19 protein-coding genes are annotated in these 20,977 nt (G+C 67.3%); 6 read left to right on the top strand and 13 right to left on the bottom strand.

The window, feature by feature from the left end:
- Nucleotides 1–40: 40 nt before the first annotated feature.
- A complete protein-coding gene (locus tag NV1_RS00940) occupies nt 41–523 on the bottom strand; it encodes a universal stress protein (protein ID WP_067884492.1) in 483 nt (160 codons plus the stop codon).
- A gap of 321 nt (nt 524–844) precedes the next feature.
- Between NV1_RS00940 and NV1_RS00935 the strand changes: the two genes are divergently transcribed.
- From NV1_RS00935 to NV1_RS00925, 3 genes are read left to right on the top strand one after another with little or no spacing between them, the layout of a single operon-like run.
- Nucleotides 845–1,291 (top strand): hypothetical protein, encoded by a 447-nt coding sequence (locus tag NV1_RS00935; RefSeq protein ID WP_157116372.1) that lies wholly within the window; start codon nt 845–847, stop codon nt 1,289–1,291.
- 8 nt (nt 1,292–1,299) lie between these two features.
- Complete coding sequence (locus tag NV1_RS00930; RefSeq protein ID WP_218026896.1) at nt 1,300–2,661, top strand: ADP-ribosylglycohydrolase family protein; 1,362 nt, start codon at nt 1,300–1,302, stop codon at nt 2,659–2,661.
- A 30-nt stretch (nt 2,662–2,691) separates the two neighbouring features.
- Entirely contained in the window at nt 2,692–2,937 is a 246-nt protein-coding gene (locus NV1_RS00925; protein WP_067884488.1) for a hypothetical protein, read from the top strand.
- Between the two features lie 12 nt (nt 2,938–2,949).
- Here the strand turns inward: NV1_RS00925 and NV1_RS00920 are convergent, their stop codons facing one another.
- Together NV1_RS00920 and NV1_RS00915 are read right to left on the bottom strand one after the other, a co-directional pair.
- Entirely contained in the window at nt 2,950–3,471 is a 522-nt protein-coding gene (locus NV1_RS00920) for a GNAT family N-acetyltransferase (protein ID WP_067884487.1), read from the bottom strand.
- A 24-nt stretch (nt 3,472–3,495) separates the two neighbouring features.
- Nucleotides 3,496–4,821 (bottom strand): acetyl-CoA C-acetyltransferase, encoded by a 1,326-nt coding sequence (locus NV1_RS00915; protein WP_067884485.1) that lies wholly within the window; start codon nt 4,819–4,821, stop codon nt 3,496–3,498.
- Nucleotides 4,822–5,071: 250 nt separating this feature from the next.
- On the opposite strand from NV1_RS00915, the gene NV1_RS00910 reads away from it, so the two are divergent.
- Both NV1_RS00910 and NV1_RS00905 read left to right on the top strand, forming a co-directional pair.
- Nucleotides 5,072–6,466 (top strand): 3-oxoacyl-ACP reductase, encoded by a 1,395-nt coding sequence (locus NV1_RS00910; RefSeq protein WP_067884484.1) that lies wholly within the window; start codon nt 5,072–5,074, stop codon nt 6,464–6,466.
- A 12-nt stretch (nt 6,467–6,478) separates the two neighbouring features.
- On the top strand, nt 6,479–7,345 hold the full coding sequence (locus NV1_RS00905; protein ID WP_067884482.1) for a MaoC family dehydratase: 867 nt from the start codon (nt 6,479–6,481) through the stop codon (nt 7,343–7,345).
- 120 nt (nt 7,346–7,465) lie between these two features.
- On the opposite strand, the gene NV1_RS00900 is transcribed toward NV1_RS00905, so the two are convergent.
- The 6 genes from NV1_RS00900 to NV1_RS00875 all read right to left on the bottom strand — a co-directional run bounded on the left by NV1_RS00900 (nt 7,466) and on the right by NV1_RS00875 (nt 15,928).
- A complete protein-coding gene (locus tag NV1_RS00900; RefSeq protein ID WP_157116370.1) occupies nt 7,466–9,106 on the bottom strand; it encodes a DUF5685 family protein in 1,641 nt (546 codons plus the stop codon).
- A 101-nt stretch (nt 9,107–9,207) separates the two neighbouring features.
- Nucleotides 9,208–9,807, bottom strand: a complete 600-nt coding sequence (locus tag NV1_RS00895; protein WP_067884479.1) for a TetR/AcrR family transcriptional regulator — start codon at nt 9,805–9,807, stop codon at nt 9,208–9,210.
- Nucleotides 9,808–9,956: 149 nt separating this feature from the next.
- On the bottom strand, nt 9,957–11,126 hold the full coding sequence (locus NV1_RS00890; protein WP_067884478.1) for a glycoside hydrolase family 3 N-terminal domain-containing protein: 1,170 nt from the start codon (nt 11,124–11,126) through the stop codon (nt 9,957–9,959).
- A 212-nt stretch (nt 11,127–11,338) separates the two neighbouring features.
- A complete protein-coding gene (gnd, locus tag NV1_RS00885) occupies nt 11,339–12,367 on the bottom strand; it encodes a phosphogluconate dehydrogenase (NAD(+)-dependent, decarboxylating) (protein ID WP_067884476.1) in 1,029 nt (342 codons plus the stop codon).
- A 293-nt stretch (nt 12,368–12,660) separates the two neighbouring features.
- Complete coding sequence (locus NV1_RS00880; RefSeq protein ID WP_067884474.1) at nt 12,661–13,743, bottom strand: glycoside hydrolase family 183 protein; 1,083 nt, start codon at nt 13,741–13,743, stop codon at nt 12,661–12,663.
- Nucleotides 13,744–14,065: 322 nt separating this feature from the next.
- Entirely contained in the window at nt 14,066–15,928 is a 1,863-nt protein-coding gene (locus NV1_RS00875; protein ID WP_067884472.1) for an acyl-CoA dehydrogenase, read from the bottom strand.
- 619 nt (nt 15,929–16,547) lie between these two features.
- Between NV1_RS00875 and NV1_RS00870 the strand changes: the two genes are divergently transcribed.
- The gene (locus NV1_RS00870; RefSeq protein ID WP_067884505.1) at nt 16,548–17,153 is read left to right on the top strand and encodes an alpha/beta hydrolase family protein; all 606 of its coding nucleotides are present in this window, start codon (nt 16,548–16,550) and stop codon (nt 17,151–17,153) included.
- A 6-nt stretch (nt 17,154–17,159) separates the two neighbouring features.
- On the opposite strand, the gene NV1_RS00865 is transcribed toward NV1_RS00870, so the two are convergent.
- The 4 genes from NV1_RS00865 to NV1_RS00850 all read right to left on the bottom strand — a co-directional run bounded on the left by NV1_RS00865 (nt 17,160) and on the right by NV1_RS00850 (nt 20,949).
- Nucleotides 17,160–17,852 carry a class I SAM-dependent methyltransferase gene (locus NV1_RS00865; protein WP_067884470.1) on the bottom strand — a complete coding sequence of 231 codons (693 nt, stop codon included), beginning with the start codon at nt 17,850–17,852 and terminating at the stop codon, nt 17,160–17,162.
- Nucleotides 17,853–18,101: 249 nt separating this feature from the next.
- Nucleotides 18,102–19,154, bottom strand: coding sequence for a glycoside hydrolase family 183 protein (locus NV1_RS00860; protein ID WP_373864570.1), 1,053 nt, complete (start codon nt 19,152–19,154; stop codon nt 18,102–18,104).
- 269 nt (nt 19,155–19,423) lie between these two features.
- On the bottom strand, nt 19,424–20,167 hold the full coding sequence (locus NV1_RS00855; protein WP_067884466.1) for a crotonase/enoyl-CoA hydratase family protein: 744 nt from the start codon (nt 20,165–20,167) through the stop codon (nt 19,424–19,426).
- On the bottom strand, nt 20,164–20,949 hold the full coding sequence (locus tag NV1_RS00850; protein ID WP_245713496.1) for an alpha/beta fold hydrolase: 786 nt from the start codon (nt 20,947–20,949) through the stop codon (nt 20,164–20,166). Before NV1_RS00850 ends, NV1_RS00855 begins: the two co-directional genes overlap by 4 nt.
- Between the last annotated feature and the right edge of the window lie 28 nt (nt 20,950–20,977).

Below are 20,977 nucleotides of genomic sequence, written 5' to 3'. Positions count from 1 at the left end.
GTATTCGCGCTGCGTAATGAGGGTGTACTACGCGGCGACATCAGGGGCATTCGGCATTTCGGCCCGGGGGGACGAGCAGGATCGGCCGGTGGCAGTGTTTGAGCACGGCCTCGGCGACGCTCGAGTGCAGCAGCGCCCGGATACCGGTCGCGCCGCGGGTTCCGGCGACGATGATGTCGACGTCGAGGTCGTCGGCGACGTCCACGATGGCGTTCCAGATCGTCGAGGTGCATTCGGCGGTGCGTGGTTCGGCGTTGAGTCCGACCAGTTTGGCCAGCCGCACCCCTTCGGCATTGACCTGTTTGGCGTCGACGTAGGCGATGTCCTCTATTTCCTCGTCGGAGACCCATTCGGGCTGCACCACGCTGGACATCCCGGACAGTCGCGCGGTTTGGCGGACCATCGGCTCCCACGCGGTGAGCACGACCGCTTTCGGCGCGGCGAGAAACCGCCCGGCGTATTCGACGGCTCGTTTGGCATTCTCCGAGCCGTCGTAGGCGATGAGCATCAGATCGCAGGGCATGGGCGGACCTCCTGGGTTCCGGCGCCTCGACTATGCGCTGAGAGTACCCGCCCGAGCGGTCCGTCACAGCGATGTCAGGCCCTCTTGCCGGCGTGAATGTGCTCCGGAACAGTGGCCGGGCGCGGTAGGGTCCGAGCGGCGAGGGGCCCGATTCCGCCGGCAACGCGAACGGTCGGTATGTCGGTGAGATGTGTTTTCGTTCTGCATAATTCGCTCACGGTTCACCGAAACATGCGCCTGGAACGCTACTTCGGAGTTTCACTTGAAACCCGGCGGCCGAACCCGTCGCCGGCAGGTGGACCATCGGAGCCGAGGTCGAATGTGCGATCGGAACAGCTTGCAACTCCACAAGATTGGGCCGAGGCGTACAGGACGCAGTTCGGTCTGCCGCGGGTGCATGTGACCGCGCCGGGATTCGTGGTGCTACCGCTGGTCGATCAGATCGCCGCGGTGAACACTCCCGAACAGCTGGGCTCCCCGGTACTCGACGAGCTGACCGTGCGCGGGGTGCCCGGTCCGGTACTGGTCCGGGAGCGACCGGCGCGCCGGACGTTCCTCGCGGTTTTCGATGGGTACCCGAATCTGGAATGCACCGTCCAATTGGAGCGTCACGGCGTGGATATCGGTCCTGCTCGAAGCAATGTCATCCTGCCCACCGGATTCGGCAGGCGCACCCACGAGGGGCGCTGGTGGGCTCGTCCCCCGCAGCGTGAGGAGTCACTACCGCTGCTTTCCGAGGTCGTCGAGGCGGTCATCACCATCCTGTGAATACTTCTGTGGACATCAATTCTGCGGACATCATGAAGCCGATCGAGTCCGCCTTCTTCGGCCATCCCGAGGGCGACCCGCGCGCACTGCTGTACTTCGAGTGGCTGCAACGGCGCGAATCCGGTTATGCGGTAGACGTTTTCGCCGAGGAGGTGCGCGAGCTCACGCATACCCGGCTGCCCAATGCCGCGGCGTGCTGGGTGATGCTCGACCGCATCGAGGCCGCGCCGCGCGATCCGGGCTGGCCGTACGACGAGGCCGTGAACGCATCCCTGCCGGCCGCACTGCCGCGTGCGCCGGTGCATCCGACCCATCTCTACGACCGCGTGCACGGCGGTTGGCTGGGCCGCTGCGTCGGCAGCACACTTGGCAGACCGCTGGAGAATGGCTTCGCCTGGTCGCCGCAGCATATCCGGGCCTATCTGGAACGGGCCGGGGCCTATCCGCTGGCCGATTACATCCCGGTGCTCAGCCCGATGCCGGAGGGGTATCGGCTCGCCCCGGGCTGGCCGGAGTCGGTACGCGGCCGGATCGATGGCTGTCCGCGCGACGACGACCTGGACTATCCGGTGCTGAGCCTGCACATGCTCGAGCAGCAGGGCATCGAGTTCACCGCCGCCGACGTGGCCGCCGAATGGCTCGGCCGGTTGCCGTTCCTGCAGACCTACACCGCCGACCGGGTGGCCTACCGCAATCTGATCGACGGCCTCGGGCCGCCCGCCACCGCGACCTACCGCAATCCGTACCGCGAGTGGGTCGGCGCGATGATCCGCGCCGACGTCTACGGTTACGTCTGTCCGGGAGATCCGGGTCGCGCCACCGAACTCGCCGCGCGGGACGCCTCGGTCTCGCATACCGGCAATGGCGCCTGGGCGGCCATCTGGGTCGCCGCCCTGACCGCCGCGGCCTTCACCGCCGACAGCGCAATCGAGGCGATTCACATTGCGCAACAAACGATTCCGGAACACTCCCGGCTCGCCGTCGCGCTCGCGCAGGTGGTCGCCGATTACGGGCGCGGCATCGGCTACGACCAGGCCGTCGCCACCGTGCACGCTCGTCACGGCCACTACAGCTGGGTGCACGCGATCGGCAACGCCTGCTTGGTCGCGGTCGGATTACTCTGGGGCGAAGGCGATTTCACCCGAACCATCGGCCTCACGGTCCAGGCCGGCTGGGACACCGACTCCACCGCCGCGACCGCGGGCTCGGTGGCTGGAATCCTATTGGGAGCCAACGCAATTCCACAGCACTGGACCGACCCGCTCGCCGACCGCCTGCGCACCGCGGTCTCCGGTTACGACTGCGTCCGCATCTCCGACCTGGCTCGCCGCACTTTCGATCTCGCCCGGCGTCAGGTCGTGTCGGGGTGATGCCACGCCGCCGCGGTCCAGGGACGCGGCGTGGCCGACACGCGCGAGGACGATGTATTCGGCTCGTACAAGCTGCCCATGGTCGGTGTGGCGACTCCCTGCGGCGCCGACGTCGACCGCCTGGTCGCCGAGCTGAATCAGGCCGGGTGGCGAATACCGACACCGGCCGAGGGCCGGACGATCGCGCCGGAGACCACGGCTGACGGCCCGTGCCGCCGGGTGCGGCGGAGCTCCCTGCTGTGCCACCTGGTGCTCCGGGCGGCGGCGGACTCGTGAATGCTGTGTTCGTTATCCGCGCCCCCAGTCGGCGGGGGTCACGTAATGGTGCCAGCTGTCGGTGTCGAGATATTCGGCGCGGGACAGGCCGGCGCGTTCGGCGACGCGGTGCGAGGCGGCGTTGCCGGGCTGGATCCGGGCGATCACCGGCAGCCCGGGCAGGTTGGTGCGGGCGTGCGCCACCGCCGCGGCGGCGGCCTCGGCGGCGAAACCTTGTCCCCGGGTGGCCGGGTGGAGGCGGTAGAAGAGGTTGAGCGCCGGGCCCGCGGGCATGGTCATGGAACGGATTCCGCAGAAGCCCAGGACGGTGTCCTCGGCGTGGGCGCGCACCGTCCAGTAGCCGTAGCCGTGCTGCCGCCAGTGCTCATCCCATTCGGCATAAAGACGTTGTGCCGCAGCGATATTCGGTACCACGGTCACCCACGGATCGGCTACGCCGCAGATCCGCAGAATGGCCTCGGCATCGGCCGGGACCGGGCGGAGCAGGGCCAACCGGGCGGTCGGCACCTGCTCGCCCGTCGAGATGTCACTCACACCTCGGGAGTGTATCGATCCGGTTCAGCGCTCCAGGATCGCGACCACGCCCTGACCGCCGGCGGCACAGATGGAGATCAGGGTGCGCCCGGATCCCTTCTCCGCCAACTGCTTCGCGGCCTGCGCGATGATGCGGCCGCCGGTCGCGGCGAACGGGTGGCCCGCGGCGAGCGAGGACCCGTTGACGTTCAGCTTGGCCCGATCGATCGGCCCCAGCGCGCCGTCCAGGCCGAGGCGTTCCTTGCAGTACTGGTCCGACTCCCACGACTGCAGCGTCGCCAGCACCACCGACGCGAACGCCTCGTGGATCTCGTAGAAGTCGAAGTCCTGCAAGGTGAGTCCGTTGCGGGCCAGCAGGCGGGGCACCGCGTAGGTCGGGGCCATCAGGAGGCCATCGGGACCGTGGATGTAGTCCACCGCGGCGACCTCGCTGTCAACCAGATGGGCCAGCGGCTCGAGGTTGCGCGAGGCGGCCCACTCGTCGCTGGACAGCAGCACCGCGGACGCGCCGTCGGTGAGCGGGGTCGAATTGCCCGCGGTCATCGTCGCATCGCCGAGTTTGACGCCGAATACCGGCTTCAGTGTGGACAACTTCTCGATGGTCGACCCCGGGCGCAGGTTGTCGTCGCGGGTCAGCCCCAGGAACGGGGTGACCAGATCGTCGAAGAATCCGCGGTCGTAGGCGGCGGCCATATTGCGGTGCGAGAGGTAGGCCAGCTCGTCCTGAGCCTCGCGGGCGATGCCGAACTCCTTGGCGGTGATCGCGGCGTGTTCGCCCATCGACAGGCCCGTGCGCGGTTCGGCGTTGCGCGGGATCTCGATGCCGACCATGCTCGGACGCAACCGGCCGACCAGCTTGACATAATCGGAGTTCTTCTTGGCCCGGTTGGCGTCGAGCATCCACTCGCGCATCGATTCGCTCACCCCGATCGGTGCGTCGGAGGTGGTGTCGGTGCCGCCGCCGACGCCGACCTCGATGCGGCCCAACGCGATTCCGTCGCCGACGGTGACGATCGACTGCAGCCCGGTGCCACACGCCAGCTGCAGATCGTGTGCCGGGGTGTAGGGCGAGAGCTCACTGCCCAGGACGCTCTCGCGAACCATGCCGTGTTCGCCGACGCGTTTGAGCACCGCGCCGCCGACCACCAGCCCGAGCCGCTCGCCCTGCAGCCCGAACCGGCTGACCAGCCCGTTCAGTGCCGCGGTGAACATGTCCTGATTCGAGGCGTGCGCGTACTTGCCGTCGGAACGGGCGAACGGGATCCGGTTGCCGCCGAGCACGGCGACGGGGCGCGCCTGCTTGCTGCCGGTGGCCGAGGAGGCGTTCGCCGAACGGGCCTTGGTTGTCACTCGAGTCTCCTTGGGGACGGTGAGCCGGCGGCGCTTGCGAGCCGGCGGGGTGGGTATGTCGGTCGGTGTCTCGTCGGGATGTGGGTCTCATCGGGAGATTGCGCGGCTCCCGGCCTACCGGAGCAGCGGCGCGGTCCGGTGCCCCTTCGCTATCGGTTTACATTAAACTTACTCTGGAGTAAGTTCATTGTCGATACGTACCCCTGACGGATGCGACACGTCCGGACGAGACAACCGGGCCGGCACGACGATGAGTCCCTTACGACACAAGGAAAAGGTAGGAACCGTGGCAGCCAGCAAAAGCAAGGGCGCTCCCAACCTCTACGGATCGTTCGTCAACTCGGCCCCCGGCTCGTTCTTGGCGAGCAAGCTGGGGTTGCCCAAGCCGGAGAAACTGCGCCGCTACCGGAAGGGTGAGCCCGCGTTGCCGGGCCCGGTCCTGCTCGGCGGTAAGGGTCGGGTAGCCGATGCGGTGCGAAACCTGTTGTCGGACTACACCTTCGCCGAAGAATCCAGCCAAGGCGGGAAGTTCGGCGCATTGGTCTTCGACGCCACCGGTCTCGGTTCGATCGAGGAATTGGCCCAGCTGTATGCGTTCTATCAGCCGGTGATGCGCTCGATCGCGCCCAGCGGCCGCATCCTGGTCGTCGGCACCACCCCCGAGCTCGCCTCCAGTGTCGAGGAGCGGATTGCCCAGCGCGCGCTGGAGGGCTTCACCCGCAGCGTCGGCAAGGAGTTGCTGCGCGGAGCCACCTCGAACCTGGTCTACCTGCACCCCGAGGCGTCCGCGTCCGCGACCGGCCTGGAGTCCACGCTGCGTTTCGTGCTGTCCGGTAAGTCGGCCTTCGTCGACGGCCAGGTGTTCCGGGTCGGCCGCGAGGATGCCGCCGATTCGTCCATCGACTGGGACAAGCCGCTGGCCGGCAAGGTCGCCGTGGTCACCGGCGCCGCGCGCGGTATCGGCGCGACCATCGCCGAGGTATTCGCCCGCGACGGCGCGACCGTGATCGCCGCGGATATCCCCGCCGCCGGCGACGCGCTGTCGGAAACCGCCAACAAGGTGGGCGGCACCGCGCTCGCGGTGGACGTCACCGCCGCCGACGCCGCGGACAAGATCGCCGAATTCGCCCAGCGTTTCGGCGGTGTGGACATCATCGTGCACAACGCGGGCATCACCCGCGACAAGCTGCTCGCCAATATGGACGACGCCCGCTGGAACGCTGTGCTCAACGTGAATCTCGCTGCGCCGCATCGCATTACCGAGGCGCTGGTCGCCAAGGGCGCGCTGAAGGAGGGCGGCCGCGTGGTCGACGTGTCCTCCATCGCGGGTATCGCGGGCAACCGCGGCCAGACCAACTACGGCGCGTCCAAGGCCGGTGTGATCGGCATGGTCGATGCCGAGGCCCCGAAGCTGGCGGAGAAGGGCATCACCATCAACGCCGTCGCGCCCGGCTTCATCGAGACCGCGATGACCGCCGCGATCCCGTTGGGCACCCGCGAGGCAGGTCGACTGCTGAGCTCGCTGTCCCAGGGCGGGCAGACGGTCGACGTCGCCGAGACCATCGCCTACTTCGCCAGCCCCGCCTCGAACGCGGTGAACGGCAACGTCGTTCGCGTGTGCGGCCAGGGCCTGATCGGTGCCTGAGCGGAGCGCGCGATGACCCGGACCATCAAATTGAACGAGCCGCCCAAGACCGGCAGCCTGTATCTCAAGGCCGCCCTGGGAGCCGTTCCGCTGCCACTGATTTCGGCGCGCAAGTCGCAGATCCCCGACCGCGCGGTGGAATTGAACGGCCTGCGCGTCGATGTCGACAACCTGGCCGCGTACTGCCATGCGACCGGGCTGCGTTTCGGCGACTCACTGCCGGTGACCTACCCGTTCGTGCTGGCCTTCCCGACGGTGATGCAGTTGCTGACCGCCCGGGATTTCCCGTTCACCGCGGTCGGTTCGGTGCACATGGAGAACGTGATCGAGCGTCACCGCGAGATCTCGGCCAGTGAGCCGCTGGATATCCGGACCCATGTGGAGAATCTGCGTGAACACCCGAAAGGTCTCGTGGTCGACGCGATCACGGAGATCAATGTCGGCCGGGAATTGGTGTGGCGGCAGACCTCCTGCTTCCTGCACCAGCAGAAGACCTCCCTGTCCGGCGGCCCGCGCTCGGCCCCCAAGCCGGACGAGGTTCCCCCGCCGCCACTGCGCACCCTGAAGGTGGACCAGTCCATCATTCATCGCTACGCCGCGGCCTCGGGCGATCGCAACCCGATCCACATGTCCTCCCTGAGCGCCAAGGCTTTCGGCTTCCCGCGCTCGATCGCGCACGGAATGTGGTCCGCCGCGGCGATTCTCGGCATCATCGAGGGCCGAATCCCCGCCGCGGCAACCTACTCGGTCCGCTTCGGCAAACCGATCCTGCTCCCCTCCACGATCAATGCCTACGCGGACCACACCGCCCAGGGCTGGGACCTGTCCCTGAAGCATCCCGAGAAGGGCTACCCCTACCTCACCGCAACCCTGAACTGATCCGGCCCCGCCGGACAGTCTGAGCCGCACGCTCTTTCCGCAGCCCATCGAATCGCATGGGGGATCCGATGAACAGCGGAAAGGCGTGCGGCTCTTGCCTTTCCACGATCGTGCGGCGGGTCAGCTGCCGCAGTCGCCGCAGCCGTCACAGGGGCAGCAATCGCAGCTGCAACAGTCGGAACAGCCTTGGCAGTCGCCGCAACCATCGCAGCCGTCGCAGCAGCCGTCGCAGCAACTTTCCCAGCAGTCGACGCGCTTGAACCACGGGTCACGCTCCACGCCGCTGCAGGGGCGTCGATGGGTGGCGCAGCAGGCGTAGCCGGTGCAGTAGGCGCCGCAGACGATGGCCAGGCCCGTTCCGCAGCCGGGACGTTCCGGTGGTGGGGGCCCAGGTGCGCTCCGGTCGTGGCGCGGGGCGTTGTCCGGGCGATCGCTGAACGGCGTTGGAATGTCATACGGGCGAGGCGTATTCGGCACGGACGGCATACCGGGCCGCGGACCGAGCGGACCCGGCAGACCAGGTCCGGGACCGTAGGGAGTCCGGGGCCCGCTGGGACCCGGTTCACGCGGACTCGTGCCGGGCCGGGGCTCGAAAGGGTGCGGCTGATTCGGTGCGCTCATGCCGGGGCCATAGGTGTTTGCGCCGGGGCGCGGCCCCGGGCCGTGGAGCTTCGTACCGGATCGGGGCCCATAGGGATTCGATCCGATTCTCCCGCTCAGCTCGATCAGGCGTGGGGCCGTGGGGAAGCCGAGCAACCGCACGGTGCGCGCGGGGTCCGTCGATGCGGAGATCGTGCTGTGCTCGTGCGAGGTTCCGCAGTGATTGTGGGAGCAGGTGTGTGCGGCATCGGAACACGCGGCGGCCGTTCGGCGCATGCGGCGCACGACCCCGGCAACCGGATCCAGCAGTGCCCAGCGCACGATCGGCGCATCTGCCAGACCGGCTCGCCACAGCGCCTCCTCGATCCGGGAATTCGATTCGCGGAGTAGAGCGTATGCCTGTTTCCGGGTGGTGCCGGTGGCGGTGAGCGGGTTGAACCTGCCGCGACGACGGTCTTGTTCGCGGTCCTCGATCGCGTCGGCGAGATGGGCGATGCGGCCGAAATGCCATCCGGCGTCGCGCAGGGCCGGGGCGTTCTCCGGGCGTCCGGCGAGTATCGCGGTATGCGCGAACAATTCGGCGGTACACACCTGCGTCGCCCGGGTCAGGGTGTCGAGGGTTGCGGCGCGGCGGCTCGTCATGCGGTCCGAATCCGTCAGCGTTCGTTCGATATTCGACTGGGCGTCGATGGCGGCGATGAGAGGTTCGATATCCAAACCGATGTCGCGAGCGCCGACCCGGGCTCGCGTGAACCAGCCCGCGGCCACCCGAGCCATCGGTCGCGCTCGCAACACCCCGGCCTCACCGTCGTCGACATGGTCACGAATCTTGGCCGCCCCCAACAGCAATGACGCCGTAGCGGCCAGCCGAACGCCCGGAGCCGCCGCGGTGACGACCGTGGCCTTGCGCATCCCGCGCAACGGACACGGCCCCGCCGTCTCGCGCGCGGCCGACTCCGGCCGCTGCGCCTCGGTCAGAATGCTCAGCACGATCGCATCGGTATTGGTCGCGGCGCGCGCCACCTGGCTGTGCCCGTCACGAAGGCCCAGACAGAGCCCGCACATCTGCGTGACGAATTCACCTGCGGCGACACCGTATTTCGCCGCCCCGTGCGCACAGGGCCGCAAGAGTCCGAACAAGTCCGCCCCCCACTGAACCAACCGCCGAAAATACCGGCCGTTGTGCTGCTACAAATCTGCGGATACTCTGTCAGGGCTGGCTCGTTGCCGCAACTCTCAACTGAAAAAGGCTGCCCTGCGGGCTATTCGGCCTTCTTCTTACCCGCCAGGCCGCGCCAGGCCAGATCGTCGAGCAGGTTGACGGCTTCGGCCACTTGGACCTCACCGCTGGCGATGCGGTCGGCGATGGCCTCGCCGGCGCCGATCACCGCCACCGAGACGATGTCGAAATTCGTACCCGGCTCGGCGTATTTGGCGCTGGATTCCAGGAGTTTGGCGGTCAGTTCGATGACGCGCTCGCGGCTGTTGGCGATCTCCGAGGCGAACGGTTGCTGGCCCAGTGCCTGCCGGTAGAGCACCTGCCAGGACAGGCGGTGGTTGTCCACATAGGACAGGAATGCCTCGAGGCCCGCCCGGAGCTGTTCGTGCGGGGTCAGCTGGGGGTTACCTGCGACGGCTACGGCCTCGATGAAACGCATGCTCTCGCGAGCGATACAGGCCCGGAACAACTCGTCCTTGGACCCGTAGTACAAGTAGAGCATCGGCTTGGATATCTTGGCTTCGGCGGCGATGGCATCCATGGACGTGTCGTGATAACCCTTGCGGGAGAACACCTCGACGGCGGCGTCCAGCATCTGCTGTTCACGAACCGCCCGGGGGAGCCGCTTCGTACCGCCCGCCATTCACACTCCTAGGCCATGATGAAAGCCCTATCTTACTCCTAGGTAAGTTCTGCGATCCGTCCATTGCCGGAAAGTCGCCCGCGCCGGCGACGTAGAGCGCAGCTCACGGGCTTGCCGACCGCAACGCTGTCGCATTCGGGTCAACGCGATCAGCAGTGCGGCGTGATGCCCTTGAACTTGGCCATCCGCAGCACCGAGGCGTCCACCTGGGCCATCGGCAGTCGACCCGAATTCACTTCCTGCTCGAGCTTGTCGAGTACCTGGGGAACAGCCTTGCTGGTCGTCCACAGCGCGTTGTCGGCCCCGGCTTCGAGCGCCGCGGCCACCGCGTCCTCGATATTCATCCGGGCGCTGATCGCGGCCATCCCGCCGAGGTCGTCGGTGAAGATCGGACCGTCGAAAGGTGCGGCGTTGTATCCGGCGCCGTGCCGCAGCAGGGCCATCGCCTGCGGGCTGATACTGGCCGGAACGTTCGGCGTGGTCAGCCCGGGAACGTCCAGGTGGCCGACCATGACCGCCGCGCCCGAACCGATCAGATTGCGGAACGGCACCAGATCATTGTTCTGCAACTGGGCCAGCGGCGGGGTGTGCACCGCGCCGGTGTGCGAATCGCCCGAACCGTGGCCGTGACCCGGGAAATGCTTCATGACCGCGCCCAGCCCCGCATCGTGCATGGCCCGGATGAACGCACCCGCGAAGTTGGTCACGACGTTCGGGTCGTCGGAGAACGACCGATCGCCGATGACCGAATCGGCCGCCTCGTCGCTGACGTCGGCGTCCGGTGCGAGATCGACGGTGATGCCCAGGTCCTTCATCGCCTTACCGCGGGCCAGGCTCTGGGTGTAGAACGCGTCCGCGGTCATGGTCTGCGCGACGGTCCGGGCCGGGGGAACCGCGCCGATCAGGTTCTTCAGCCGCGAGACCCGGCCGCCCTCCTCATCGATGGTCACCATCAGCGGCACCTTCGCCGCCGCCTTGACCTGGTCGATCTGATGATCGGCGAGCAGCGCCTGATCGGTCCAGCTGCCGATGAAGATCCCGCCGACCTGATCGGTGCGCACCACGTTCGCCGCGTCCGCGGTCCCGGTCACCCCGACGGTCAGCAACTGCGCGAGCTTCTGGCGCGTGGTGAACTGCGCGAGATAACTCGCATTGCAGTCCGGTCGCGCCTTGGTGGTGGGGGCGGGCGTGGTCCCGGGGGCAGTGGTCTTGGAAGTCGACGGCTCCGAAGTCGACGGCGCCGAAGTCGTGGAACCGCCCGAACACGCGGTCAAGCCGACGGCCACCACAGCAAGCACGATCCCGCGAACGTTGCGCATGAGTTTCGACGGTAGCCCGCCGGATCACCCCCGACCAAGGCGGGCACGTCGGATGTCGCGAATATGCCGTTGCTGGTCGCCACAGTGCATCCGGTGGGCTCCCCGCCGCGCCCGCCGACGTCGTCCGGCCGGCACCTGCGGACTCGTCCGTTCTCCGGGAAACACGACTGCCCCGCACCGAACAACGATGCGGGGCAGCGGGATCGGCGAGATTACTTCGCCGGAAGCTCGTTGTGCCCGCCGAACCCCTTGCGCATCGCCGAGAGCACCTTGTCCGCGTACAGCGCCTCGCCGCGCGAGGAGAACCGGGCGAACAGGGCCGCGGACAGCACCGGTGCGGGAACGCCCTCGTCGATGGCCGCGGAGATGGTCCAGCGGCCCTCACCGGAATCGGACACCCGGCCGCCGAAGGAGGACAGTTCGGGATCCAGCAGCAGCTGTTGCGCGGTCAGATCCAGCAGCCAGGACGCGACGACCGAACCGCGCCGCCACAGCTCGGTGACCTCCGGAACGTCGATGTCGTACCGGTAGTACTCCGGGTTGTCCATCGGAGTCTCCTCCGCGGAATGCGTAGCCTCGAGCTGCGCGCCGATATTCGCCTTGTGCAGGATGTTCATCCCCTCGGCGTATGCGGCCATGGCGCCGTATTCGATGCCGTTGTGCACCATCTTCACGAAGTGGCCCGCGCCGGCGGGGCCGCAGTGCAGATAGCCCTGTTCGGAACGCGAGGGCTCACCGGTGCGGCCGGGGGTGCGCGGGGCGGCGTCCACACCGGGCGCGATCGAACGCAGCAGCGGTTCGATGTGCGCGACCTGTTCGGCCTCGCCGCCGACCATCAGGCAGTAGCCGCGCTCGAGGCCCCACACACCACCCGAGGTACCGATGTCAAGGTAGTGGATACCCTTCGGCGCCAGCGCCTTCGACCGCTTGATGTCCTCGTGGTAGCGGCTGTTGCCGCCGTCGATGATGATGTCGCCCGGATCCAGCAGCTCGGCGACCTCGTCGATGACCGCGCCGGTCGCACCCGCCGGGATCATCACCCACACGATGCGCGGGCTCTCGAGCTGCTCGACGAAGGACTTGTAATCCGTGGCGCCGGTGAACTTGTCACCCAGTTCGTCGACGAACTCCTTGATCTGGCTCTCGCGCCGGGCATAGCCGACCGCGGTGTGCCCGTCCTCGACGATCCGGCGCACGATATTCGCGCCCATCCGGCCGAGGCCGATCATTCCCAGCTGCATACATTCTCCTCGAGTCGTCTCCGGAGCTCCGGCGGGTCCGAGCTCTCTCACGTGGCGGCGCACTCGGCGAACCCGTCACTTCCACGCCGCAGCCTTCTCGATTGTCCACTCTGTCGGGTCCGGAAATTTTCTCAGGTCCGTCCGCGCGGTGGTGTAACACTCCCGTGTGGGCCGCGATACACAGAACGGCTCCGTGTGGTTGCCAGACCCCCGACCCGGCAACCGCACGGAGCTCTCTGCATTTGGCTGTATTTTCGGCCCCCGCTTCGCGGAGGCCGAAAATTCCAGCAAATTTACAACGGTGTGTGCATGAGTACGACGTTGTATTGACTGTGGATGCCCAGGGCGAAGTACAGGGCGTCGCCGGTTTGGTAGGGGTAGAGCATCGGGGCGTAGGCGGTCGGCAGGCTGCGGGTGTCGATAAGTACCCGAGGCGGGCCCCATGGGCCCTCGGGGTTCGGCGCGGTCCGCATCACCACCGAGTTGAACGGGTCGGTGGTCAGCATCACGAACTGGTGCAGGTACTCGTTCCACATCACCGACAGTTCGCCGACGCCGCCGACGATCGGCTTGGCGGCCATCGGGTCCTTCGGCTTCCAGGTCTTGCCGTCCCAGAACTCGTAGGCGTCGTTGTTGGCGATATCGCCTTCCTTGACCCGGGAGATGAATCCCGGGTTGTTGCGGCCGGACGGCGTGCCGTACTCGTACAGATAGCCGTTGGCCTTCAGGAAGGCGTTCTGCTGGAAGTTGACCCACGGCCCGTCCACCGCGCGGCGTGTCGTGGGCAGCTGGGCCCAGGTCTGCCCGTCGTCACCGGAGGCGGCCAGGGTGGTGAAATTGGTGTGCCACTTCCCGTCGTCACCCCAGTCGTGTACCGACATCATCCGCATGAACTGCACGCCGTTGACCGAGATGCCCGCGGTGGGGATGAAGCTGATCTCGATGCCCGGGATCTTCGGGCTGGGCAGCGGGTTGTCGACGAAGCTCGTGTAGTGGATGCCGTGTGACGGGCTGGCTCCCGCGGGGCTGCGGTACAGCACGTTGGACCGCCAGGCCCACACGCTTCCGGCCAGCAGATTCGGCACGCCGAATCCGGCGGTGTCGCCGTAGGCGCTGATCATGTGCCCGCGCCCGTCGTCCCACATGATGCCCAGATCGGTGCCGAGCACATTCTGCTGGTCGGTGTGGTTCGGGCTGGCCATTCCCGTCAGCTGGAAGATCGCCTTCGTCGGCCCGGGTAGATTGGGCAGTCCATTGCTGCCGTTCAGCACGGGGAAGGGATTGATGTTGTTGGGGTCGGCTCCGGCCGGAGCAGCCCCGACCGCGATTATCGCGACCGCCGCACACGCTCCCGCTAATGCGGACAGTCGTTTCATAGTCTGTTCCCTTCCATGAGTCGCGCCGAGGGTATTGTGCCGGGTTCGTGCCGCGGATGTGCGACTTGCACCACGCAACATCGATTACATCGCGCCGCTCGGCACCGACCGTTACGTGATCGTGATGTTGTATCTTCGGCCTCCGCTTCGCTCCGGCGTGTTCGCGGCCCCGAGATCTCACCGGGCCGCGAGCGTGTTGTCGGCCATCACAACGCGCAGTAGAGGACAACGCTTCGGACTGTAATCGAGCCGGAATACAGCAACGCCCCGCGATCGGGGGTGTGTCCGATCGCGGGGCGTTCCGGTTATTCGATGTACGAGATCAGAAGGCTGCTTCGTCCAGCTCCATGATGTCGTTGTCCAGGTTGGACAGCACCGCGCGGGTCGCGGTCAGCTCGGGCAGCACGTTGCGGGCGAAGAACTGCGCGGTCGCGATCTTGCCCTGGTAGAACGCCTCGTCTGAACCGCCGCTTGCGACTGCTCGCAGGTCGCCCGAAACAACACCGTCCAGCGCCTGGATGGCGATCTCGGCCTGCGCGAGCAACTGCCAGCTGATCAGCAGATCGCCGACGGCGAGCAGGAAGCGGACCGAGCCCAGGCCCACCTTGTAGAGCTCGGTGGCGTCCTCTTGCGCGCCCATCAGGTGCCCGGTCAAGGTCGCGGCCATGCCCTGCACATCCTCGAGGGCGGTGGCGAGCAGCTTGCGCTCGGCCTTGAGCCGACCGTTGCCGCCTTCACGCTCCAGGAACTTGCTGATCTGGCCGGCCACGTGCGCCAGCGCCACACCGCGGTCGCGGGCGATCTTGCGGAAGAAGAAGTCCTGCGCCTGGATCGCGGTGGTGCCCTCGTACAGCGAGTCGATCTTCGCGTCGCGGATGTACTGCTCGATCGGGTAGTCCTGCAGGAAGCCCGAACCGCCGAAGGTCTGCAGCGAATCGGTCAGGTACTGGTAGGCCCGCTCCGAGCCGACCCCCTTGACGATCGGCAGCAGCAGATCGTTCACCCGGGCGGCCAGATCGGCATCCGCGCCGGAGACCAGCTCGGCGATGTCCGCGTTCTGGTGCGCGGCGGTGTAGAGGTAGACCGCGCGCAGACCCTCGGCGTACGCCTTCTGCATCATCAATGAGCGGCGCACGTCCGGGTGGTGCGTGATGGTGACGCGCGGGGCGGCCTTGTCGGTCATCTGGGTCAGGTCGGCGCCCTGCACGCGGGTCTTGGCGTACTCGAGGGCGTTCAGGTAACCGGTCGACAACGTCGCGATGGCCTTGGTGCCCACCATCATTCGCGCGTTCTCGATGACGTCGAACATCTGCGCGATGCCGTTGTGCACCTCGCCGACGAGCCAGCCCTTGGCCGGCACGCCGTGGCCGCCGAAGGTGACCTCACAGGTGGCCGAGACCTTCAGGCCCATCTTGTGCTCGACGCCGGTGACGAATACGCCGTTGCGCTCGCCCAGCTCACCGGTCTCGTGGTCGAAGTGGAACTTCGGCACGAAGAACAGCGACAGGCCCTTGGTCCCCGGGCCCGCGCCCTCGGGACGCGCCAGCACCAGGTGCACGGTGTTCTCGAACAGGTCGTCGGCGTCACCGGAGGTGATGAAGCGCTTGACGCCCTCGATGTGCCAGGAGCCGTCCTCCTGCTGGATCGCCTTGGTGCGGCCCGCGCCCACATCGGAACCGGCGTCGGGCTCGGTCAGCACCATGGTGGCGCCCCAGTCGCGGTCGACCGCGATCTTGGCCCACTTCTTCTGCTCTTCGGTGCCGTTGTTCCAGAAGATCGCGTTGAATCCGGGGCCGGCGGCGTACATGTACGCGGCGGGCTGCGCGCCGAGGATCAGCTCGCTGATCGCCCAGTGCACGGTGCGCGGCACGGCGAGACCGCCGAGCTCCTCGGGCAGGCCGAGCTTCTCCCAGCCGCCCTCCTGCATGGCGCGGAAGGACTTCTTGAACGATTCGGGGATCGAGACGGTGTGTGTCTCGGGGTCGAAGACCGGCGGGTTGCGGTCGGCGTCGGCGAACGATTCACCCAGCGGGCCCTCGGCCAGCCGGCGTACCTCGCGCAGCATCTCCTTGACGGTGTCGGTGTCCAGGTCGCCGTAGGCGCCGCTATCGAGAATCGAACCGAGGCCGAGCACCTCGAAGAGGTTGAACTCCAGGTCGCGGACGTTGCTCTTGTAGTGACCCATCTGTCTACTCACTCTCCATCGAGTTTGGTGCGGTCGGACGTTGCCCGTTCCCGCCCGCGGTCTCCGCCGGGTCGTCTCGGGCATGCGCCGTCAACTACCCGCGGGTAACTTACAGCGTATATTACTCGCGAGTAATCCGCCGTCAAACAGCTGGCCGAGCACTGTGATGCGATGAACAAACCGCCGCTGGCGTCGGGTGTGTCTACATGGGGGCGGTGACCCGGTCGCAGTAAGCCGCGAGGAAAGCGGGTCGCGGGAAAAGCGGGTCGTGCGATCGCCGTGCGTGTGGACCGGCTGCCGATCCGGCGGCAGTGATCACGGCGGCAAGGTGCTTCTCCGGTCGCGAATCTCTTGCGCTACGCAGGGACCGGAGGGAGCCCACGGCGACAGCCGGTTCGCGGGGTGCTCGAGGGAGGGCGGCCCGCGCGCTTTGCGCGGATGTGATCCCCCGATGATTGCGTTCCGGGCCGGAGGCGCCGGAAGCCCAGCGGGTCGACCGGTGCGACAGGCGATTACTGTCCATGCTGGAGGGTGACAGCCGGTGGATGCGGCCCCGAGCCGGGCCGGGCAGGCGGCCGATAGCGGCCGAGGTGAGATCGGGGTGAGAGAGGCGGCGATCGTGCGTATCGAGACGAGTGCGGGACCCGCGGAGGTCGAACTCGACAAGCCGCGGTCGGCGAAGTTCCTGCTGCTGTTGACGCACGGGTCCGGCGGCGGGGTGGAGGCGAAGGACCTGCTCGCGGTGCGGGATCGTGCGGTGGAGTTGGGCGGTGCGGTCGCGCGGGTGGTGCAACCCTATCGGGTGGCGGGGCGGCGGGCTCCGGGATCGGTGACCGTGCAGGATGCGGCCTGGACGGAAATCGTTGCGGCACTGCGCAAGAAGGTGCGGTCGGTGCCGTTGATCCAGGGTGGGCGCAGCAACGGCGCGCGGGTGGCGTGCCGGACCGCCGTCGATGTCGGCGCGAAAGGTGTTCTGGCCCTGTCCTTTCCGCTGCATCCGCCGGGTAAGCCGGAGAAGACGCGGCGAGACGAGCTGCTGGCCGCATCGCAGGCGATCGATGTCGTGGTGGTAAACGGTGCGCGCGACCCGTTCGGAATCCCCGATCCGGCCGACGCCGCCGAGGTGACAGTTGTTCCGGGACAACCACATTCGTTCCGCAGCGGATTCGACGTCATCGTCGGCGCGGTCGAGCCGTGGCTACGCCGGTGGGCCGCGCTGGACTGAGCTGTTTCAGTCGGTCACGGCCTGCTCTGCCAGATCGGGGCCGATCTTCGTGGCCACGACCAGCGCGTCGATCGCATCGCGACCCTCGGTCCCGCGCAGCACCCGATCGGCGATCCGGATGCGGATATCGGGGACCCCGGCCAGATCGGTCACCACGTCGTCGGGAGTGAACAGGATCGACCGATCCTGCGGCCCGCCGAACCCGTCGGTGATGTTGGTGGTGTCGTGGCCGAGTACCAGCAGCGTGCCACCGGGGGAGAGCAGTTCGGCGGCGCGGGTCAGCATCGCGCGGCGCTGCTCGGCGGGCAGATGCACGAAGACACTCAGCACCAGTTCGAACGGCCCGGTGATCCCGGCCGCGTCGAGATCGGTGACGTCGGCGCACTGCCAGTCGATCCGGCCGCGCACCGATCGCGACAACCGCGACGCCACCGTCCGCCCCTTATCGATCCCGACCTGGGAGAAATCCACCGCCCGGACCTGCCACCCGTGCGTGGCCAGCCACAGCGTGTTGCGCCCCTCCCCGCACGCCAGATCCAGCGCCCGGGGCAGCTCCGGAACCGGTTCCCCGGGCGCGTCGGGCTGCAACACCACCCGCCGCTCGAGCCCGTACACGTGCTCGACCACGGTCGCGTTCGGCGGTGCGCCCCACACCAACTCGCTCTGCGTGTACCGAGCATCCCATTCGGCCGCGTCCATAGTTGTATTTTCCGGCCTCGGCTTCGCGCCGGCGCGACCGGGCCCCGGAACGGCCTGACAGCAGAGAAACCACAACAGGCCGCCTGAGTTCCGCCCACCCCGGGCAACGCCCACCCCGAGGCTGGGGCCCGCCCCGGTCCTGGACCGACTGAGCGCAGGAGGGAAGGACCGGGATCAATAGGGCCCCGGCCCGCCGCAGCGAAGCGGAGGCCGAAGATTCACCCCGCCGGAGCGAAGCGGGGGCCGAAGCTACAGCGTGGTGTGCATCAGGACGACGTTGTACTGGCTGTGCACCGTTGTGAGGAAGTACAGGTCGCGGCCGGTTTGGTACGGGAAGATCGACGGGGCGTAGGCGGTCGGCAGTTCGCGGGCGTCGATCAGGACCTCCGGTGCGCTCCAAGGGCCCTGTGGAGAGGAGGACCGGCGCATGACGACCGAGTTGAACGGGTCGGTCGTCAGCATCAGATATTGCCCGAGGTATTGGTTCCACATCACCGACAACTCGCCCACTCCGCCGACGATGGGTGCGGCGGCGTTCACGTCGCCGCGGCGCCAGCCGCCGCCGTCCCAGTATTCGTACGCGCCGAGATTCTGAATATCCTGTTCGCGCACCCGGGCCACATAGGCGGGGTGGTTGCGCCCGGACTGCGTGCCGTACTCGTACACATAGCCGACGGATTTGGTGAACGCGTTCATCTGGAATTTGGTGTTCCCACCGGAATTGGGCCGTCGGGTGAACCCGAGATCCGCCCACGTCTCGCCATTGTCCGCCGATGCGGCCAGGCCCGAGAAATTGGTCGTCCACTGCCCGACGTTGTCCCAGCTGCGCACCGACATCAGGCTCATGTACTGGACCCCGCCGACCTCGATGCCCGCGGTCGGAATCCGGCTGATCTCGATGAACGGGATCTTCGGGCTCGGTATCAGATCCCGGGCCTGACCGAACATATCGCGCACCACGCTGTCGAAATAGATGCCGTTGGCCGGATTGCGGGTATGGCTGCGCAACAGGATATTGCTGCGCCAGGCCCAGGCGCTGCCGGCCAGAAGATTCGGCAGTCCCAGTCCGGCCGAATCGCCGAACGCGGTGAGCATCTGGCCTTTGCCGTTGTCCCACATGATCCCCAGATCGGTGCCGAGGACGTTGTAATTCTGGGTGCTGTTCGGGCTCATCATGCCGGTCACCTGGAAGATCGCGCGGCTGCGACCGTTCAGATGCGGCAGTCCGGCGGTACCGTTCAATACCGGAATGGGGTTGATGGCGTTGGGATTCGCGTCGGCGGGCGCGGTCATGGTCAACATCACCGCTGAACCCGCGGCTACCGCGGCCAGCAGGATCGAAACTGCTCTGGGCAACGTAGGTCGGCCTTCCCGAGTCGTGTCGAGAAACGGGCGGCCGATACCGGGTGGAGACTCAGGGCGGCCACACACGATCATCGACTGGCTGGCAAAATGTGAAATACAAACTGCGCACATTCGGCACGGGTTTAGCTACCCCGGTGACGGGGGTACCACAGATATCGACCGGTGTGAATTGCCACCGGCTTCGTAGCGTACAGCCGGTACGCAGATTACCTGCGAAAACGGGCTCGGCGAAGTATCAAAGGCAGCTGAGTCGCGCGTTCGATGCCGAATGCGCGTCGCGCCGAGACGTGCCAGGTCCGGTCGAACAATCGTTTGGCGGCGGCCACCGCGTGCGGTGAGCGTTCCGCGATCCGCTCGGCCAGCTGCCGGGCGGACTCGATCGGATCGTCGCTGATCTCGGTGATCAGGCCGATGCGCGCGGCATGGGCGGCATCGATCCGATCCGCGGTCATGGTCAGCAGCAGCGCCTTGTCCAGGCCGACCAGTCGTGACAATGTCGCCGCGCCGGTCATATCCGGAATCAGGCCGTGCTTCACTTCCATCACCGAGAAATCCGAATCCGGTGTGGCGAAACGAAAGTCGGCCGCCAATGCGAGTTGCAGCGCGCCGCCGTAACAATGGCCGTGCACCGACGCGATCACCGGCTGCGGAAGTCGCCGCCACGCCCAGCAGGCTTCCTGGTAAGAATTGGTGCCGCGCAGCGGATTCGGCACGAAATTGCGCGCGACGCCCAGCGGATTGCTCATCGTCCCGGCGATGTCCAGGCCGCTGGAAAAGCTCGGACCGTTACCGCGCAGGATCACCGCGCGAATATCTTTGCGGCTTTCGATGAATCGCGCTACGCGGGTGAGCTCGCGCATCATCTCGATGGTGAGGCCGTTGTGTTTGCCGGGCCGGTCCAACGCGACGTCGGCGAGGTTTCCGTCGACGGTCAGCGCGACCGTGCTCATCGGTCCGTCGCGGCGAGTTGCTCGAGGATGACCTGCGCGCAGCGCTCGGGATCGTCGTAGAACGGGGTGTGCCCGCTGCCGGGCAGGGTGAGGTGCCGCGCCTCGGGCAGGCGCACGCGAGCGCGGCGGCTCTGCGTTCCGTAGGTGAGCAGCACGTCGCGGTTGCCCCAGGCGATGGTGACCGGAATGCGAGCCAGGCGCCCGGAGTCCTGCAGGCGAGCGTGGTCGAAAGAAGCCAGCGCGGGTGCGAATCCGAGGGATTCGATCGCGCCCAGCGCGGTGGCGAGTGCGACGTCGCCGCTCACGGCCCACGCCTTGCCGAAGACCAGGCTCAGGAATGCGGTGCGTCCAGCGGGGGTGCCCAGGATCGCGGGCAGTGCGGGGCGCAGCAATCGGCCGAGCGTCGCGGACTGTCCGAGCGATTGCTGACACCAGACCCGTCCGGCGGTGGCCCAGAATCCGATCGGCGAGAAGGCGGTCACGGAACGGGCCAGCCCGCGCGCGGCCAGGTTCAGCACGATCAGACCGCCCATCGAGTTGCCCGCCAGATGTGGTGTTTCCAGGCCGTTCTCGGTGAGGAAGGCGGCCAGCGCGTCGGTGAGCGTATCGACGGTGGTGTGCGGGAGGGGTGCGGATTCGCCGAATCCGGGCAGGTCCACGGCGTAGACCTCGAACGATTGCGCCAGCCGGTCGATTACCGGCTCCCATACCTGCCAGCGGCTGCCGACGCCGTGGACCAGGACCAGAGGCGCCCCGCTACCGACGCGGTGGTGATTCAGCACGGGCACAGGGTAGCAACGGTTGGCGTTA

The organism is Nocardia vaccinii NBRC 15922, from assembly GCF_001613305.1.
Lineage (GTDB): Bacteria > Actinomycetota > Actinomycetes > Mycobacteriales > Mycobacteriaceae > Nocardia > Nocardia vaccinii.
Note: the sequence above shows the minus strand (reverse complement) of the source record. Positions and strands in the feature narration are given on the sequence as shown.

What these genes read in the sequence shown, in the direction of transcription:
- NV1_RS00940 (WP_067884492.1), bottom strand. Translation starts at nt 523, where the DNA reads ATGCCCTGCGATCTGATGCTCATCGCCTACGACGGCTCGGAGAATGCC.
- NV1_RS00910 (WP_067884484.1), top strand. Translation starts at nt 5,072, where the DNA reads ATGAGTCCCTTACGACACAAGGAAAAGGTAGGAACCGTGGCAGCCAGC.
- NV1_RS00905 (WP_067884482.1), top strand. Translation starts at nt 6,479, where the DNA reads ATGACCCGGACCATCAAATTGAACGAGCCGCCCAAGACCGGCAGCCTG.
- NV1_RS00895 (WP_067884479.1), bottom strand. Translation starts at nt 9,807, where the DNA reads ATGGCGGGCGGTACGAAGCGGCTCCCCCGGGCGGTTCGTGAACAGCAG.
- NV1_RS00890 (WP_067884478.1), bottom strand. Translation starts at nt 11,126, where the DNA reads ATGCGCAACGTTCGCGGGATCGTGCTTGCTGTGGTGGCCGTCGGCTTG.
- gnd (WP_067884476.1), bottom strand. Translation starts at nt 12,367, where the DNA reads ATGCAGCTGGGAATGATCGGCCTCGGCCGGATGGGCGCGAATATCGTG.
- NV1_RS00880 (WP_067884474.1), bottom strand. Translation starts at nt 13,743, where the DNA reads ATGAAACGACTGTCCGCATTAGCGGGAGCGTGTGCGGCGGTCGCGATA.
- NV1_RS00875 (WP_067884472.1), bottom strand. Translation starts at nt 15,928, where the DNA reads ATGGGTCACTACAAGAGCAACGTCCGCGACCTGGAGTTCAACCTCTTC.
- NV1_RS00865 (WP_067884470.1), bottom strand. Translation starts at nt 17,852, where the DNA reads ATGGACGCGGCCGAATGGGATGCTCGGTACACGCAGAGCGAGTTGGTG.
- NV1_RS00860 (WP_373864570.1), bottom strand. Translation starts at nt 19,154, where the DNA reads ATGTTGACCATGACCGCGCCCGCCGACGCGAATCCCAACGCCATCAAC.
- NV1_RS00855 (WP_067884466.1), bottom strand. Translation starts at nt 20,167, where the DNA reads ATGAGCACGGTCGCGCTGACCGTCGACGGAAACCTCGCCGACGTCGCG.